Origin of the sequence: Streptomyces sp. NPDC007157 (genome assembly GCF_040634235.1) — a bacterium.
Taxonomy (GTDB): domain Bacteria; phylum Actinomycetota; class Actinomycetes; order Streptomycetales; family Streptomycetaceae; genus Streptomyces.
Map to the genome: position 1 here is coordinate 220553 of NZ_JBEYFE010000004.1, position 14618 is coordinate 235170.

The 14618-nt window shown below is 71.8% G+C and carries 13 protein-coding genes; 6 read left to right on the top strand and 7 right to left on the bottom strand.

Annotation, left to right across the window (positions count from 1 at the left end; translation table 11 throughout):
• The first annotated feature begins 128 nt into the window (after nucleotides 1-128).
• A complete protein-coding gene (locus ABZ642_RS08910; RefSeq protein WP_360479420.1) occupies nucleotides 129-1457 on the top strand; it encodes a wax ester/triacylglycerol synthase family O-acyltransferase in 1329 nt (442 codons plus the stop codon).
• Nucleotides 1458-1560: 103 nt separating this feature from the next.
• Nucleotides 1561-3054, top strand: coding sequence for an SDR family NAD(P)-dependent oxidoreductase (locus ABZ642_RS08915; protein ID WP_360479423.1), 1494 nt, complete (start codon nucleotides 1561-1563; stop codon nucleotides 3052-3054).
• 180 nt (nucleotides 3055-3234) lie between these two features.
• Here the strand turns inward: ABZ642_RS08915 and ABZ642_RS08920 are convergent, their stop codons facing one another.
• The gene (locus ABZ642_RS08920) at nucleotides 3235-3993 is read right to left on the bottom strand and encodes an SDR family oxidoreductase (protein ID WP_360479426.1); all 759 of its coding nucleotides are present in this window, start codon (nucleotides 3991-3993) and stop codon (nucleotides 3235-3237) included.
• A 25-nt stretch (nucleotides 3994-4018) separates the two neighbouring features.
• Nucleotides 4019-4390, bottom strand: a complete 372-nt coding sequence (locus ABZ642_RS08925) for a hypothetical protein (protein ID WP_360479429.1) — start codon at nucleotides 4388-4390, stop codon at nucleotides 4019-4021.
• Between the two features lie 481 nt (nucleotides 4391-4871).
• Between ABZ642_RS08925 and ABZ642_RS08930 the strand changes: the two genes are divergently transcribed.
• Both ABZ642_RS08930 and ABZ642_RS08935 read left to right on the top strand, forming a co-directional pair.
• The gene (locus ABZ642_RS08930; RefSeq protein ID WP_360479432.1) at nucleotides 4872-5045 is read left to right on the top strand and encodes a hypothetical protein; all 174 of its coding nucleotides are present in this window, start codon (nucleotides 4872-4874) and stop codon (nucleotides 5043-5045) included.
• A gap of 58 nt (nucleotides 5046-5103) precedes the next feature.
• On the top strand, nucleotides 5104-5586 hold the full coding sequence (locus ABZ642_RS08935) for a GNAT family N-acetyltransferase (protein WP_360479435.1): 483 nt from the start codon (nucleotides 5104-5106) through the stop codon (nucleotides 5584-5586).
• Between the two features lie 2 nt (nucleotides 5587-5588).
• On the opposite strand, the gene ABZ642_RS08940 is transcribed toward ABZ642_RS08935, so the two are convergent.
• Genes ABZ642_RS08940 through ABZ642_RS08950 form a run of 3 tightly spaced genes read right to left on the bottom strand, consistent with a single transcriptional unit; the run spans nucleotide 5589 to nucleotide 8530 of the window.
• The gene (locus tag ABZ642_RS08940; protein WP_360479438.1) at nucleotides 5589-6545 is read right to left on the bottom strand and encodes an SDR family NAD(P)-dependent oxidoreductase; all 957 of its coding nucleotides are present in this window, start codon (nucleotides 6543-6545) and stop codon (nucleotides 5589-5591) included.
• Between the two features lie 54 nt (nucleotides 6546-6599).
• Nucleotides 6600-7487: an MBL fold metallo-hydrolase gene (locus ABZ642_RS08945; RefSeq protein WP_360479441.1), complete on the bottom strand. Its 888-nt coding sequence runs from the start codon at nucleotides 7485-7487 to the stop codon at nucleotides 6600-6602.
• A gap of 59 nt (nucleotides 7488-7546) precedes the next feature.
• Nucleotides 7547-8530: an aldo/keto reductase gene (locus ABZ642_RS08950; protein ID WP_360479444.1), complete on the bottom strand. Its 984-nt coding sequence runs from the start codon at nucleotides 8528-8530 to the stop codon at nucleotides 7547-7549.
• A 104-nt stretch (nucleotides 8531-8634) separates the two neighbouring features.
• Between ABZ642_RS08950 and ABZ642_RS08955 the strand changes: the two genes are divergently transcribed.
• Nucleotides 8635-9216, top strand: a complete 582-nt coding sequence (locus ABZ642_RS08955) for a TetR family transcriptional regulator (RefSeq protein WP_360479447.1) — start codon at nucleotides 8635-8637, stop codon at nucleotides 9214-9216.
• A gap of 146 nt (nucleotides 9217-9362) precedes the next feature.
• Here the strand turns inward: ABZ642_RS08955 and ABZ642_RS08960 are convergent, their stop codons facing one another.
• Nucleotides 9363-10706, bottom strand: coding sequence for an amidase (locus ABZ642_RS08960; RefSeq protein ID WP_360479450.1), 1344 nt, complete (start codon nucleotides 10704-10706; stop codon nucleotides 9363-9365).
• A gap of 255 nt (nucleotides 10707-10961) precedes the next feature.
• Here ABZ642_RS08960 and ABZ642_RS08965 point away from each other — a divergent pair, with 255 nt between their 5' ends.
• A complete protein-coding gene (locus ABZ642_RS08965) occupies nucleotides 10962-13337 on the top strand; it encodes an alpha-L-fucosidase (protein ID WP_360480185.1) in 2376 nt (791 codons plus the stop codon).
• A gap of 51 nt (nucleotides 13338-13388) precedes the next feature.
• On the opposite strand, the gene ABZ642_RS08970 is transcribed toward ABZ642_RS08965, so the two are convergent.
• Nucleotides 13389-14438: a LacI family DNA-binding transcriptional regulator gene (locus ABZ642_RS08970; protein WP_360479453.1), complete on the bottom strand. Its 1050-nt coding sequence runs from the start codon at nucleotides 14436-14438 to the stop codon at nucleotides 13389-13391.
• Between the last annotated feature and the right edge of the window lie 180 nt (nucleotides 14439-14618).

Below are 14618 nucleotides of genomic sequence, written 5' to 3' on the forward strand. Positions count from 1 at the left end.
CCGCCTCTTTCGGGGGAGGCGGGGCTTAATCTGCTGTTAACTGAGCGTAGCGTGATCGTACTTGACCGTAATCAGGTGTCGGCGTTTGACTGCTGATCCACCCTCCGTCGACGCGAGGCCCCCCTTTGATGACTGCGACCGACCTGCTCGCCCCTCTCGATCTGGCGTTCTGGAACATCGAGTCCGACCGGCACCCGATGCACCTCGGTGCGCTGGGCGTCTTCTCGGCGCACTCGCCGACCGCCGGCGCCCACGCGGCCGACCTGCTCGCGGCCCGTGCCGCCGCCGTGCCCGGACTGCGCATGCGGATCAGAGACGTCTGGCAGCCACTCGCGTTCGGCGGCGCCGCCCGCGAGAGCGCCCCGGACTTCGATCCCCTCGACCACGTCCGGCTGCACGCCCCGACCGACGACTTCCAGGCCGTCGCCGGCCGGTTGATGCAACGCCCGCTGGAGCGCGGCCGGCCGCCGTGGGAGGCGCATGTGCTGCCCGGCGAGGACGGGGTGTCCTTCGCGGTGCTGTTCAAGTTCCACCACGCCCTCGCCGACGGGTTGCGCGCCCTCAAACTGGCCGCCGGGGTCATGGACCCGCTCGACCTGCCCGAGCGCGCCCCCCGCCGGATCGAGGCACCGCGCACGCTGCCGGCGCTGCCGGACGTGCGCAGGGTCCCCGAGCTGGTGCGCGGCGCGCTCTCGGACGTGGGCCGGGCCCTGGACATCGGCGCCTCCGTCGCCCTGTCCGCCCTCGGGGTGAGCTCCTCGGCCGCCCTGCGGTCCGAGCCGACCGGCACCCGCAGCATCGCCGGCGTCGATCTCGACATCGACGATGTGCACCGGGTCCGCAAGGCCGTCGGCGGCACCGTCAACGACGTCCTCATCGCCGTCGTCGCCGGCGCACTGCGCCGCTGGCTCCAGGAGCGCGGCGACCCGACCGAGGGCGTCGCCCCGCGCGCCCTGATCCCGGTCTCCAAACGCCGTCCGCGCACCGCCACCCCACAGGGCAACCGGCTCTCCGGCTACCTGATACGGCTTCCGGTCGACAACCCCGACCCGCTCGCCCGCCTCGACCGCGTCCGCACGGCGATGGTCCGCAACAAGGACGCCGGCCCGAACCGGGGCGCCGGTGCCGTCGCGCTGCTCGCCGACCATGTGCCCGCCCTCGGGCACCGGCTCGGCGGACCGCTCGTCGGCCAGGCGGCCCGGCTCTGGTTCGACATCCTGGTCACCAGCGTCCCGCTGCCGGGCCTGGGCCTGCGCCTGGGCGGACACCCGCTGACGGCCGTCTACCCGCTGGCCCCGCTCGCGCCCGGCCAGTCCCTCGCGGTCGCCATCTCCACCTACCGCAACCAGGTCCACTACGGCCTCGTCGCGGACGCGGCCGCCGTCCCGGACCTCGATGTACTGGCCCGCGCGGTGACCGATGAGGTGGACTCGCTGATCTCGGTCTGCGAGCCATGATCCGGTCGGGTTTGGAGGTATTGCCCGGCGCTCCGTAAAATTCCCTGTTCGAAAGCGGGCGCGAGTCGGAGCGCCGCTGGTGGATCAGGGAAGCGGCGGCACGATGACGGTGACACAGGACGGCCCGACGGCCGAGGACCAGGTGGTCTACGGCCCGGGCATCGACCCGGAGCGGCTCGCCGTCTGCCTCAGCGTGCTCGACGAGCTGGACAAGCTGGAGGTCGACCACCCGGACGCCATCGCGGTGCGCCGGGCCACGGCCGGCGTCTACCGCACGGTCAAGCAGCGCCGCCGCCAGGAGCGCCGGGCCGCCAAGACCGCGCACGACAAGGCGGTCACCGAGGCCACCGCGACCGGCTCCGCCGAGCGCATCGACGACGAGACCGAGGGCCTGCTGCCCTCCTCGCGGACCGAGGAGGGCAGGATCGCGGGGATACTCCAGCGCCCGCGCTCCTGCTACACCTGCAAGAGCCGCTATGTCGAGGTCGACTACTTCTACCACCAGCTCTGTCCGGACTGCGCCGGCCTGAACCGCGCCAAGCGGGACGTCCGCGCCGACCTGACCGGCAAGCGCGCCCTGCTCACCGGCGGCCGCGCCAAGATCGGCATGTACATCGCGCTGCGGCTGCTGCGGGACGGCGCGCACACCACGATCACCACGCGTTTCCCGAAGGACGCCATCCGCCGCTTCAAGGCGATGGAGGACTCGGCGGACTGGCTGCACCGCCTGGAGGTCGTCGGCATCGACCTGCGCGACCCCGCCCAGGCCGTCGCCCTGGCGGAGCAGGTCGCCGCGGCGGGCCCGCTCGACATCCTGATCAACAACGCGACCCAGACCGTACGCCGGCTGCCCTCGGCATACGCGGCCCTGGTCGAGGGCGAGAGCGCCCCGCTGCCCGCCGGTGAACTCCCCGCCCACCAGGTCATCGGCGCCTTCAACTCGGGTGCCGTGGACGGTCTCGCCGCGCTGCCCCTCGGCACCAGCGGCCTCGACGCCCAGCAGGTCGCCGACCTGGCGCTGGTCGCGGGCAACGCCAGCGTCGCCCGGCACCTCGACGGCACCGCCATCGACGCGGGCGGGCTCGTCCCCGACGTCGTCGACAGCAACACCTGGGTGCAGACCATCGACCAGATCTCCCCGGTCGAGCTCCTGGAGACCCAGCTCTGCAACTACACCTCGCCGTTCATCCTGATCAGCGCGCTCCGGCCGGCCATGGCCGCGGCCGCGAAGCAGGCGGCGCGCGGACGGTCGTACGTGGTCAACGTCTCCGCGATGGAGGGTGTCTTCGGCCGCGGCTACAAGGGTGCCGGGCACCCGAACACGAACGCGGCGAAGGCGGCCATGAACATGGTCACGCGGACCAGCGCGGTGGAGATGTTCGAGACCGACGGCATCCTCATGACCTCCGTGGACACCGGCTGGATCACCGACGAGCGCCCGCACTACGACAAGCTGCGCCTCGCCGAGGCCGGCTTCCACGCCCCGCTCGACCTGATCGACGGCGCGGCCCGCGTCTACGACCCGGTCGTCCGCGGCGAGCAGGGCGAGGACGTGTACGGGGTCTTCCTGAAGGACTACGAGCCGGGCAAGTGGTAGGCCCCGCTTAATCGTTGGCGGCCACCGGCGCCGGCGCCCTACTGTTCGGGCAGGCGCCGGTGTGCCCGGTGCGCAGGTCACGCGTTCTTCGTGGTTCGATCCCATACGGGTCCACCCAGGGGCCCGTCGCCCATCGGGGGGCAGCCGCGTTGCCGACTCGATCTCGGGCACGCTCGGCTCTCACCTCGCTGTGTGTGCCGCTCGTACCCGGGTGCCGCCGTCGACCACCAGGTCCGCTCCGGTCACCCACCGCGCGGCGTCCGAGCACAGCCACAGCACCGCCCCCGCCACGTCCTCGGGCTCTCCGATCCGCCCCATCGGCAGGCCCGCCGCGATCTCCCGCTCCCGCGGTTCCCACATGAAGCGGGCCATCTCCGTGCGCACCAGTCCCGGCGAGACCGAGTTCACCCGCACCCGGGGTGCCAGTTCCCCCGCCAGCTGCTGGGTCAGATGCAGCAGTGCCGCCTTGCTGGTGCCGTAGGCGCCCACATCGGGGCCGACATGCGCCGCGCCCTCCGTGCAGATGTTGACCACCGAGCCGCCGTGCTCCCGCATCCAGCCCCGCCATGCGCACTGCGTCAGCCGCAGCGGCCCCTCGACGTTGACCGTGAAAGCCTCCCGCCATGTGGCGAGATCGGCGTCCATGAGCGGTCCGTAGGGGCGATTGGTGGCCGCGTTGTTGACGAGGATGTCGAGGCGCCCGAACTCGCCGAGCGCCAGCCGGGTCAGCTCCCGGGCGTGCTCCGGCTCGGCCACGCTGCCGGCCAGGCCGGTGCCGCCCAGCTCCGCGGCGGTACGCCGGACCTCGTCCGGGTCCCGCGCGCTCACGCACACCAGCGCCCCGGCCGCCGCGAGCGCCCCGGCGACCGCGCGCCCGATCCCGCGCGTGCCGCCGGTGACGACGGCCACCCTGCCCCTGAGCCCGTGCCACGACGTCATCGCCGTACCGTCTCATGACGGACCGTCAGTCGACAGCCCCGAGGCGGGAGTTGCGGGTCGCGACCAGCTCCAGGGCGGTTCGCCAGTCCTCCAGGACGCCCGCGTCGAACCCCGCGGTACGGCTCTCCTCGTCGGCCTGCCGCAGCGCGTCGTCGTCGGCGGGGGCGCCGTCCCCGCGTACCAGGTGGTAGACCCGCTCCCCGAGCAGATGTCGTACCGCGTGCGCGGCGCCGTCGGCGGGGCCCGGCAGTTCCTCGATGCCGTGCACCAGGCCCGCGACCTGGAGCTCCTTGTCGGCGGGGCGGCTGCGGCGCAGCAGGGCCGCGGTGCGCAGGGCGCGCTGGTGCCGGCAGGCGTGCAGCAGATCCATCAGCTCCTCGACGCTGCGCAGCTCCATGCGTCAGTCCTTCCGCGAGACAGCCGTTGTCCTGGGCCATCGGATCATGTCGAGTTTTCGACCCGGCCAACGCAACCTGAACTGCACGGCCTGTGAGGGGGCGGTGCCTGTCCGGTCGAAGGGGTGTTCGCTCGCTCGGGTCGAGCGGGTGGAGTGTAAACAGGGCATCATGTTACGAACAGGTGTATTTGCGGGCGCCCGAATTGCGGAGCGACTCGCGATAGTTACACCTTGTTTGCACTCCCTATCGAGCGGACCTGTGCTCATTTGGTTAATCTATAGGGGACGGACAGCAGTAAGGGGTCCCACCCACACCCACGGTCCGTCCCGGGACAAGCCGGTCGACAACGGCCTGCTCGTGTGAGTTACCGGCGCCACCGCGTCCTAACCGGCCTTCCATCCAGACCCGAGCGGGCGCCCGGCACCGGAACGCAGACCGACCGGTACGCCCCGAGGGTGACCGACACATAAGGAGTGCGCGGTGACACCTGAGAAGACGACTCTCGAGCAGCGCCCCAAGGAACGCGCGGAGCGCGCGGGCAGCCGGCCCGGACAGCTCGGCAGCCTCGACGTGTGGGCCCGGTCCGCCCCGATCCGCCTCGCGGGTTACGAGGAGGACCTCGCCGAGCCCCACATCCTGCCCAGCGTGGACTGACCGGCCGGTCAGCCCTGTCGCGATCGCCGGTGCGCATGGGCGTGCGAGACTCACGCCCATGCTGATCAGAGCAGCCACCGCGGCCGACTGGCCGCAGATCTGGCCCTTCTGGCACCGGATCGTCGCCGCCGCCGAGACGTACGGCTGGGACCCCGACACCTCGGACGAGGCGGCCCGCGCCCTGTGGATGGGCCCGGCGAAGCGTGTCTACGTCGCCGAGGACCCCACCGGAGCCGTCGTCGGCTCCGCCTACCTCACCCCCAACTACGGGGGCCCCGCAGCGGGCGTCGCCAACGCCGGCTTCATGGTCGACCCCGACCGGGGCGGCCGGGGCGTCGGGCGGGCCCTGGCCGAACATGTCCTGGCCGAGGCCCGGGCGCACGGCTACCGGTCCATGGTCTTCAACGCCGTCGTCGAGACCAACCCCGCAGTGGCCCTGTGGACCTCCCTCGGCTTCAGGATCATCGGTACGGTCCCGGAGGCCTTCGACCATCCGGAACACGGACCGGTCGGGCTGCACATCATGTATCGCGCCCTGTGACGCTAGCCGATCAGCGCCTCGGACACCGCCCACAGCCGGGCCGCGTTGTCCCGGTCCAGGGCGTACGGCGCGACCCCGCCGACGGCACCGGCCCGCTCGGCGACCGGGGCGGCCTCCGCGCAGTCCTCGTAGTAGCGGCCGGTGACACCCGCCACCGTCGGGGAGGCGGCCAGCAGCACCGAGGTCGCGGCGCCCTGCTCCACCGTCTTCTGCGGCGGCAGCGTGAGTTCGCCCGAGGCGATGAAGTCGGCGACCTGCTGCATGTCCATGTGCCGGGCCAGGTTGGTGTCGGCGATGTTGCCCGGCATCAGGGCGTTGGCGGTGATGCCGTCGTCGGCCCAGCGCTCGGCGGCGGCCACGGCGAACAGGATGTTCGCGGTCTTCGACTGACCGTAGGAGGTCCACGGGTCGTAGGGGCGGAACCGGTAGTCCAGGTCGTTGAAGACGACGGGCGAGAAGAGGTGGCCGGTGGAGCTGACCGAGACGATCCGCGCGCCGTCCGCCGCCGCGAGCGCCGCGTGCAGGCCGGTGGTGAGGGCGAAGTGGCCGAGATGGTTGACGCCGAACTGCTGCTCCCGGCCGTCCGGGGTGCGGGTGATCTCCGACGGCGCCATCACTCCGGCGTTGTTGACCAGGATGTGCAGCGGACCCTGCCAGTCGGCCACGAAGGCGGCGACCGTCGAGCGGTCGGCCAGGTCGAGCCGTCCCACGGTCAGCTTCCCCGCCCCGGGCGGCAGCTCGGCCTCCAGCCGGGCCACCACGCGGTCGCCCGCTTCGGTGTTGCGCACGGCCAGGGTGACGTCGGCGCCGGCCGAGGCGAGCGCACGGGCCGTCTCCACGCCGATCCCGGAACTGGCGCCGGTCACCACGGCCCGTCGGCCGTGCAGGTCGGCGCCGTCGACGACCTCGGCCGCCGTGGTGGTGGCGCTGAGGGTGTGGGGGGTTGCGGGTACGGACATGAGGTGTGTCTCCTGAGGTGAGAGGTGGTTCTTGAGGGGCCGTGCCCGGCCCGGTCAGCGGGACGCCGGCGTGTCGGCGACGGGAGTCCAGCGCTGGCGGTCGCCCTCGTGGTTGACCCGGCCGAACACCTCGTCCGTGAAGTGCCCGGCGGCGATCACCGTGTCCGGCCGCCCGAGCACCCGGTCGCGCACCTGCCGGGCCTGGTCGGGAGCGACGTCGGAGGCGAAGGCCAGGTCGGGATCCGCTATCTGGGCGGGGGAGTGCAGGATGTCCCCGACGACCCAGACCTCCTCGCCACCGGCGCCCGACGGGTCCCGTACGACGACCGCCAGGTGGCCGGGGGTGTGACCGGGCGTGGCCTCGACGGTCACGCCGGGCGCGATCGTGTCGCCGCCCGCGACGAACTCGACGACACCGGTGAGCGGCTTGAGCACCGCCTCGGCGTCCGGTCCGCCCAGGTCGGCTTCCCGCGTCGTCCAGTACTGCCACTCGGCCTGCGACATGAGGTGGCGGGCCCGGGTGAAGGTGAGACCGCTGGGCGCGTGTGCGGCCGGTGTGCCGGGCAGCGGGGCGACATCGCTGGTCCAGCCGACGTGGTCGAGGTGCAGATGCGTGTAGACGACGGTGTCGATGTCGGCGGCGGACAGCCCTTCGGCGGCGAGGTTCCTGAGCAGCGCGCCGCCTTCGAGGTGAGCGACGCCGGGCACGTCCACATTGATCTTCCCGGTGGCCAGGTCCACGAGGATCCGCTGGTCCCCGGCCTGGATCAGGAACGACCCGAAGGTGAGGATCAACTGTCCGTCGTCGAGATGGCCGGGGCGCGTCGTCCAGTCCACGCCGGGGAAGAGGGTGTCGGGGTTGTGGGCGCCGAAACCGTCGGGCAGATAGGTGATCGTCGTGGCGCCGACGGAGATCCGGGAACGCTTGGCGGGCTGGGGCATGGTCGTGGAGTTCCTTCTGAATCGCTCTGCATCGCTGCGGGGACTGGGACGGCGGGCTCTCAGCCGTTGAGGGTGCCCATGTGCTCGGGTGCGTAGCGGTCGCCGGCGACCGCGCCGTGCGGGGCGACCGCCTCGATGGCGGTGAGGTCGGCGGCGGTGAGCGTCACCTCGGTCGCGGCGACGTTCTCCTCCAGGTAGCGGCGGCGCTTGGTGCCGGGGATGGCGACCGCGCCCTGCTGCTGGACCCAGGCGAGGGCGAGCTGACCGGGCGTGACGTTCTTCTCGGCCGCGATCCGGCGGACCTCGCGGACGACGTCGAGGTTGCGGTCGAAGTTCGCGCCCTGGAAGCGCGGGTCGGTACGGCGCCAGTCGTCCTCGGCGAAGTCGTCCGGGCTGGTGATCGCGCCGGACAGGAAGCCGCGGCCGAGCGGGGAGTAGGCGACCAGGCCGATGCCCAGCTCCTTGAGGGTGTCCAGGACACCGTCCTGCTCGATGCCGCGCTCGAAGAGCGAGTACTCGATCTGGAGGGCGGTGACCGGGTGGACGGCGTGGGCCCGCCGGATGGTCCCCGCGGAGGCCTCGGACAGGCCGATGTGCCCGATCTTGCCCTCGGCGACCAGCTCCGCCATGGCGCCGACGGTCTCCTCGATGGGTACCTGGGGGTCGATCCGGTGCAGGTAGTAGAGGTCGACGTGGTCGGTGTCCAGGTGCCGCAGCGAGCGCTCCAGCGCGTGGCGTACGTATTCCGGCCTGCCGTTGAGGCCGACCATCCGGCCGTCGTCGGTGATCTCGACCCCCGTCTTGGTCGCGACCACTGCGGCCTCACGGCGCCCGGCCAGGGCCTTGCCGAGCAGCTGCTCGTTGACGAACGGGCCGTAGCTCTCGGCGGTGTCCAGCAGGGTGACGCCGAGTTCCAGGGCCCGGTCGACGGTGGCCAGGGACTCGGTCTCGTCGGTGGCGCCGTAGAAGACGCTCATGCCCATGAGGCCGAGGCCCTGGACGCCGACGGTCAGGCCCTGACCGCCGAGTGCGCGCTGTTCCATGATGGGGTTCCTCAATTCCATAACTAACTGGATAGATACCTTGACCGTAGACCCGTCCGCGAGGGATGTCAATAACTAGATAGTTACTTGGTAGGGTGGTGGGCATGTCACGCGATTCCAGTGCCACCAAGGCCCGGCTGCTCGACGCCGCCTTCAGCGAATTCGCCGCCTACGGCATCGCCGGTGCCCGGGTGGACCGGATAGCCGAGGCCGCGGGGGCGAACAAGCGGCTGATCTACGTCTATTTCGGCAACAAGGAGCAGCTCTTCGACGAGGTGTTGCGGCGGGCGATGACGGCGGGTGCCGAGTCCGTGCCGTTCGACGTCGAGGACCTGCCCGGATACGCGGGCGCGATCTTCGACCACCTGGTGGCACGGCCCGACCTGATGCGCCTGCGGCTGTGGAAGCTGCTGGAGCGCCCCTCCGTCACCGGACTCGAACAGGACGCGTTCCGCGACAAGGCGGCACTGGTGGCCGAGGCGCAGGGGCGCGGCGACCTCGACGGGGACATGGCGCCCGACGACCTGCTGACCATGGTGCTCGCCGCGGCCCAGGCCTGGTTCTGGGCCGCGGAGGGGGTCGACCCCAGGGAGGTCAGCGAGTCCTGGCCGCAGGAGCGCCTCGCCCTGCACCGCGCGGCGGTCGTCGAGACGGCCCGCCGGATGACCGAGCCGAAGAAGCCCTAGCCGAAGAAGGGTTGGCCGAAGAAGGCCGAGCCGGAGAAGGGTTGGCCGATGAAGGCGGAGCCGGAGAAGGGTTGGCCGATGAAGGCCGAGCCGAAGGAGGCCGAGCCGAAGGAGGCCGAGCCGAAGGAGGCCGAGCCGGGGAAGCCCTAGTCGACGGGGGCCGTCCGCTGCCACGGCCGCAGGGTCTCCAGTGTCCGGGCCACCTCCAGCAGGACCGCCTCCGAGCCCGGCCGGCCCACCAGCTGTACGGCGCACGGGGCGCCCGAGGACAGCGTGCCGAACGGCACCGACATCGCCGGCCAGCCGGTGAGGTTCCAGGCCGGGGTCAGCGGCGAATAGTTGGAGCCGGCCAGCGCGTTGCGCAGCCAGCCGCGCTCGTGCCACGGTGCCGCCTTTGGGGCGCGGCGCGCCAGCGCCGGGGTGAGCAGCACGTCGTACTCGGCGAAGAACGGGGTGAGCCGGGCGCGCAGCCGCTCGCGGGAGTCGCTCGTCCGGACCCCGCTCAGGAAGCGGCGGCCGATCGCCGCGTGCACCCGGGTCCGGCGGGTCAGCAGCGCAGGGCCCAGGTCGGCAGCGTCCACGGCCGTCCCCGCGGTCCAGTGCCGGAGCGCGGTGACACCGATCGACGCCGGATACGGCGGCTCCGCGCGCCGCACCTGGTGCCCGGCGCCCGCCAGCAGTCCGGCCGCCTGCGCCACCGCGTTCGTATACGGCCTGGTCACGGTCGTCCCGACCAGAGGGCTGCGCCGCGAGACGGCGATCTTCAGCGGAGCGCCCTGCGTGGTGTTCTCGAACCCCTTGTCCGCCAGGATCGAGAGCACCAGCCGGACATCCTCGACGCTGGTCGCCAACGGCCCGTTCTCCGACATGCCGAACCAGTCGCCGTGGCCGATCCCGGCGGGGACCACTCCGAACCCCGGCTTGATGCCGACCAGACCGCAGTTGGCCGCCGGGATGCGCAGCGAGCCCATGCCGTCGTTGCCGAGGGCGATCGGCGCCAGCCCGGCGGCGACCGCGGCCGCGCTGCCGCCCGAGGAGCCGCCCGCGCTGCGCTGGGTGTCCCACGGGTTGCGGGTGACGCCGTGCACCCCGTCGGTGGTACCGAAGACACACAGTTCGGGCACGTTCGTCAGCCCGACGACCACCGCGCCCGCGGCCCGCAGCCGGGCCACGGTGGCGTGGTCGGCGTCGGCGGGCGTGTCCGGTGTCGCGGCCGAACCGTCCAGATGTGCCTCGCCGCGCACCGCCAGATTGTCCTTCACGGCCAACGGCACACCGGCGAGGGGGAGTTCGTCGAGGTCGGCGCGGGCCGCGACCTCGTCCGCCTCGGCGAGCGCCGCATCGGCCCGGACCTTACGGAACGCGCCGATCCGTCCGTCCAGTCGCGCGATCCGCTCCAGATGTTCGGCCACCACCTCGCGGGGCGTGACCCGCCGTTCTCGTACGGCGGCGGCGATTTCGGCGGCGGTCCGGCCGACCCAGCTGGTCACAGGCGCTCCTGATGGTGCGGGAGAGAGGCTTACTCGTCGGTACGAAAGGGCACTCTGCCCCGCCATGGGCTTCGCGTCGAGAGCATCCGCTCCCGGACGCGCGGACGGGGTGTGCGGCGGGCCGGTCGGCGGTGTCCGTACTGTTCCCGCAGGTCCTCCGACCACTTTCTCAACTCCGGCGCGTGCACGCCCCATTGACAGGCTTCTGAGCCCGCTCAATCATCAGACATCCGATGAATGGAGCCGCGCATGAGCATGTCTCCCTATCCAAGACGCCAGGTTCTGGGGGCCGCCGCGGGTGCCGCCGCCGCGGCCGCGCTGCCGCTCGCCGCGACGACCCAGGCCCACGCCGCCGAACCTGCCGCGACTCGCGCCGCCGGGTCGGCCGACGCCGGTGCCGCGTCGCCATGGGTCCCCGTCCCCGCTCCGGTCCCCGTACCGCTCGACTCCCTCTACGACAACGACGGCATCGACACCGCCGACGCCCGGGGCGGTGACTTCGACGGCTCCGGCTACACGTTCCCGGGCGAGGAACTCCCGACCGGCCGGGTCGAGGTCGACGGCATCCCCATCGACTTCCCCGCCGCGACGGCGGGCGCCAAGAACAACGTTGTCGCGCTGGGCCAGCGCGTCGACCTGCCCCAGGGGCACTACCTGTCCGCCGTCTTCCTCACGGCCGGCAGCTACGGCACCGCTTCCGGCCGGGCCACCGTCCACTACGCCGACGGCACGACCACCACCGCCGGCCTGAGCGGCGGCGACTGGTACGCGGTGGGCGGCCCGTTGGCAGCGTCGTACCGCTACCAGCCGGACGGCGGCAAGGACCAGCACGGTGTCGGGATCGGCACCTGCGAGGTGTGGATCGACCCGCAGCGCGAGGCCGTCGCCCTCACCCTGCCGGTCACCAACCCGGCCGAGGCCGGCAAGACCGCCCTGCACGTCTTCGCTCTCTCCCTCCAGCCCGTCGCCCAGGGGCGGGCGCTGGCCCTGCGCGACGCCCGCTCCACCGGTTCCCTGCTGGACGCGACAGGCGCCCAGAGCGTCGAGGCCACCGTCGTCAACGCGGGCACCGTGGCGATCCTGGCCCGCGACGAGGTGTCCGTACGCGTCGACGTCCCCGGCGCCCGCACCGTCGAGCCCGCCCGCATCCGCCGTCTCGACCCCGGCGAACAGGCACGCGTCCGCGTCGGCATCCGCAGCCGTACCGGCACCGCGCCGGGCAGCGAGCGCGACGGCACGGTGAGCGTGCACGGACGCGGCACCCAAGTGGCCTCCGGCAAACGCTCGTTGACACTCGGCACCGCCGACTACCAGCCCACCGAGACCTCGTTGGCCGGGCACCAGGCCCCGTACTGGTTCAACGAGGCCAAGTTCGGCATCTTCATCCACTGGGGCGTCTACTCGGTGCCCGCGTGGGCGCCCGTCGGGGTGCAGTACGCCGAGTGGTACTGGGACCAGATGCAGGACCCGAACAACCCCACCTACGCCTACCACCGGGACACCTACGGCGAGGACTTCGCCTACGACGACTTCATCCCGCGCTTCACCGCCGAGAAGTTCGACCCGCGGGCGTGGGTGGAGCTGTTCCGGGACGCCGGTGCCCAGTACCACGTACTGACCTCCAAGCACCACGAGGGCTTCGCGCTCTGGGACACCAAGGTCTCCGACCGCAACGCCGTGAAGCTGGGCCCGAAACGGGACCTGGTCAAGGAGCTCTTCGAGGCGTCCCGACGGCACACCCCCGAACTCCACCGCGGCCTGTACTTCTCCATGCCCGAGTGGTTCAACCCCGACAACCCCTGGATGGGCCACGCCCCGCGCAACCCTTACACACTGGAGCCGCTGCCCTACACCGGATACACCTCCGGCAAGGACTACGTACGGGACTTCCAGGCCCCGCAGATGCTCGAACTGATCCACGGCTACGACCCGGAGATCATCTGGTGCGACATCGGCGGCGCGAACGACAGCGTCCACGTCCTCGCCGAGTACTTCAACCACGCCAAGAACCGGGCCCGTCCGGTCGACGTGACCGTCAACGACCGCTCGGGCATCGGCTTCCACGACTTCACCACGCCCGAGTACACGACGTACGCCGACACGGTCGTCGCCAAGTGGGAGGCCAGCCGAGGCCTCGACCCGCGCAGCTACGGCTACAACCGGGCGACCCCGGACGACGCCTACATGACCACGGAGGAGGTGGTGCACAGCCTGGTCGACATCGTCTCCAAGAACGGCAACTTCCTGCTCGACATCGGCCCCCGCGCCGACGGCACCATTCCGGAGATCATGCAGACCCGGCTGCGGGAGACCGGCGCCTGGCTCGCGGTCAACGGAGAGGCGATCTACGGCACCACGTACTGGTCGCGCATGGGCCAGCTCGGCGAGGACCTGCGGTTCACGGTCCGCCCGAACGAGGCCTTCTACATCCACTCCCTGACCCGGCCCGGCGCCAAGCTCACCGTCGAGGCACCCGTGCCGGTCCGGGCCGGTGACAAGGTGACCATGCTCGGTCACCACCGGCCGCTGACCTGGACCGTCGCGGGCGGAGCACTGGTGATCGACGTGCCCGAGTCGGCCCGGCGGGCGGGACAGCACGTGTGGGTGTTCAAGGTGGAGTGGCATGGGTGAGGAACGACGCGCGGTCCGGCCCGCCGGGTTCGCGCTGTTCCGGTCCGCGGTCTAGGAGCGGACGGCGGCGGGTGCCGTGCTGCCCCGTATCGTCAGTCGGGGCACCGGCACCCGCACCGCGCGGGCCGAGCCGCCGTCCAGCAGGGCCGTCAGCTCGCGGGCCGCCACCCGGCCGAACTCGGCGCTGTCCCGGGAGAGCGCCGACAGCCACGGCTTGACCATGCGGCACAGGGCCGAGTCCTCCCAGGAGACCACCGAGACGTCCTCCGGGACGGAGTAGCCGAGTTCGGCGGCGGCCGCGACCCCGGCCACCGCCATCACGTCGTTGTCGTAGATCAGGGCCGTCGGGGACGGGGTGGCACGCAGCACGCGGCGGGTGACGGCCGCGCCCTCGGCGTCGGAGTAGTCGGTGGTGACCGAACGGACCTCGGTCAGACCCCGGCCGTCCGCCTCGCCGCGCAGGGCGCGGATCCGGCGCTGGGTGTGGGCGAGGCCGGGCAGTCCCGCGATGTGCACGATCCTGCGGTGGCCCAGTGCCGTCAGCTCGTCCACCACCGACGCCATCGCGGCCGCGTCGTCCGCCCAGACCGTCGACAGCCCCGGGTGGCGTTCGTCGGGGGCGCCGCCGATCACCACCGCCGGCAGGCCCAGCTCGTCCAGCAGGTCGGGGCGGGGGTCGTCGGCGCGCGGGTCCACCATCAGGATGCCGTCGACGCGGTGTTCCGCCCACCAGCGGCGGTACACCGCGCACTCGTCGGCCACGTCCTCCGCCATCTGGAAGAGCAGGCCGAGATGGCGTTCGGCGAGCACCTCCTGGATGCCGGAGACCAGTTGGAGGAAGAACGAGTCCACGCCCAGCGAGTGCGCGGGACGGGCGAGGACGAAGCCCACCGTGGCCGCGCCCTCGCCGGACAGGGCGCGGGCGGCCGTGCTGGGCCGCCAGCCGAGCTGCTCGGCGACCCGGTGCACCCGGGCCCTGGTGGTCTCGGAGACCCCGGGGCGGCCGTTCAGCGCGAAGGAGACCGCGCTCTCGGAGACTCCGGACCGGCGTGCGATGTCCTTCATCGTCGGCCGGCGCGCGGGGATGCGTTTCTCCGCCAACTCAGTTCCTCATTCGGTCGGGACCGTGATCCGCTAATGCGCTTGAGTTCGAACACTCTAAAGCGTATTAGTGATCGACCGCAATACGTTCGTAACGCCTTGCTGAGCAGGGGTTTTGAGTCACTAATGACTTTAGCTCCGCCGAATCCATTGACTCGTCCCGGAAACGGCGTGCAAGGT

Coding starts and splice junctions, on each gene's coding strand:
- ABZ642_RS08910 (WP_360479420.1), top strand. CDS start 129: ATGACTGCGACCGACCTGCTCGCCCCTCTCGATCTGGCGTTCTGGAAC.
- ABZ642_RS08915 (WP_360479423.1), top strand. CDS start 1,561: ATGACGGTGACACAGGACGGCCCGACGGCCGAGGACCAGGTGGTCTAC.
- ABZ642_RS08920 (WP_360479426.1), bottom strand. CDS start 3,993: ATGACGTCGTGGCACGGGCTCAGGGGCAGGGTGGCCGTCGTCACCGGC.
- ABZ642_RS08925 (WP_360479429.1), bottom strand. CDS start 4,390: ATGGAGCTGCGCAGCGTCGAGGAGCTGATGGATCTGCTGCACGCCTGC.
- ABZ642_RS08935 (WP_360479435.1), top strand. CDS start 5,104: ATGCTGATCAGAGCAGCCACCGCGGCCGACTGGCCGCAGATCTGGCCC.
- ABZ642_RS08940 (WP_360479438.1), bottom strand. CDS start 6,545: ATGTCCGTACCCGCAACCCCCCACACCCTCAGCGCCACCACCACGGCG.
- ABZ642_RS08945 (WP_360479441.1), bottom strand. CDS start 7,487: ATGCCCCAGCCCGCCAAGCGTTCCCGGATCTCCGTCGGCGCCACGACG.
- ABZ642_RS08950 (WP_360479444.1), bottom strand. CDS start 8,530: ATGGAACAGCGCGCACTCGGCGGTCAGGGCCTGACCGTCGGCGTCCAG.
- ABZ642_RS08955 (WP_360479447.1), top strand. CDS start 8,635: ATGTCACGCGATTCCAGTGCCACCAAGGCCCGGCTGCTCGACGCCGCC.
- ABZ642_RS08965 (WP_360480185.1), top strand. CDS start 10,962: ATGTCTCCCTATCCAAGACGCCAGGTTCTGGGGGCCGCCGCGGGTGCC.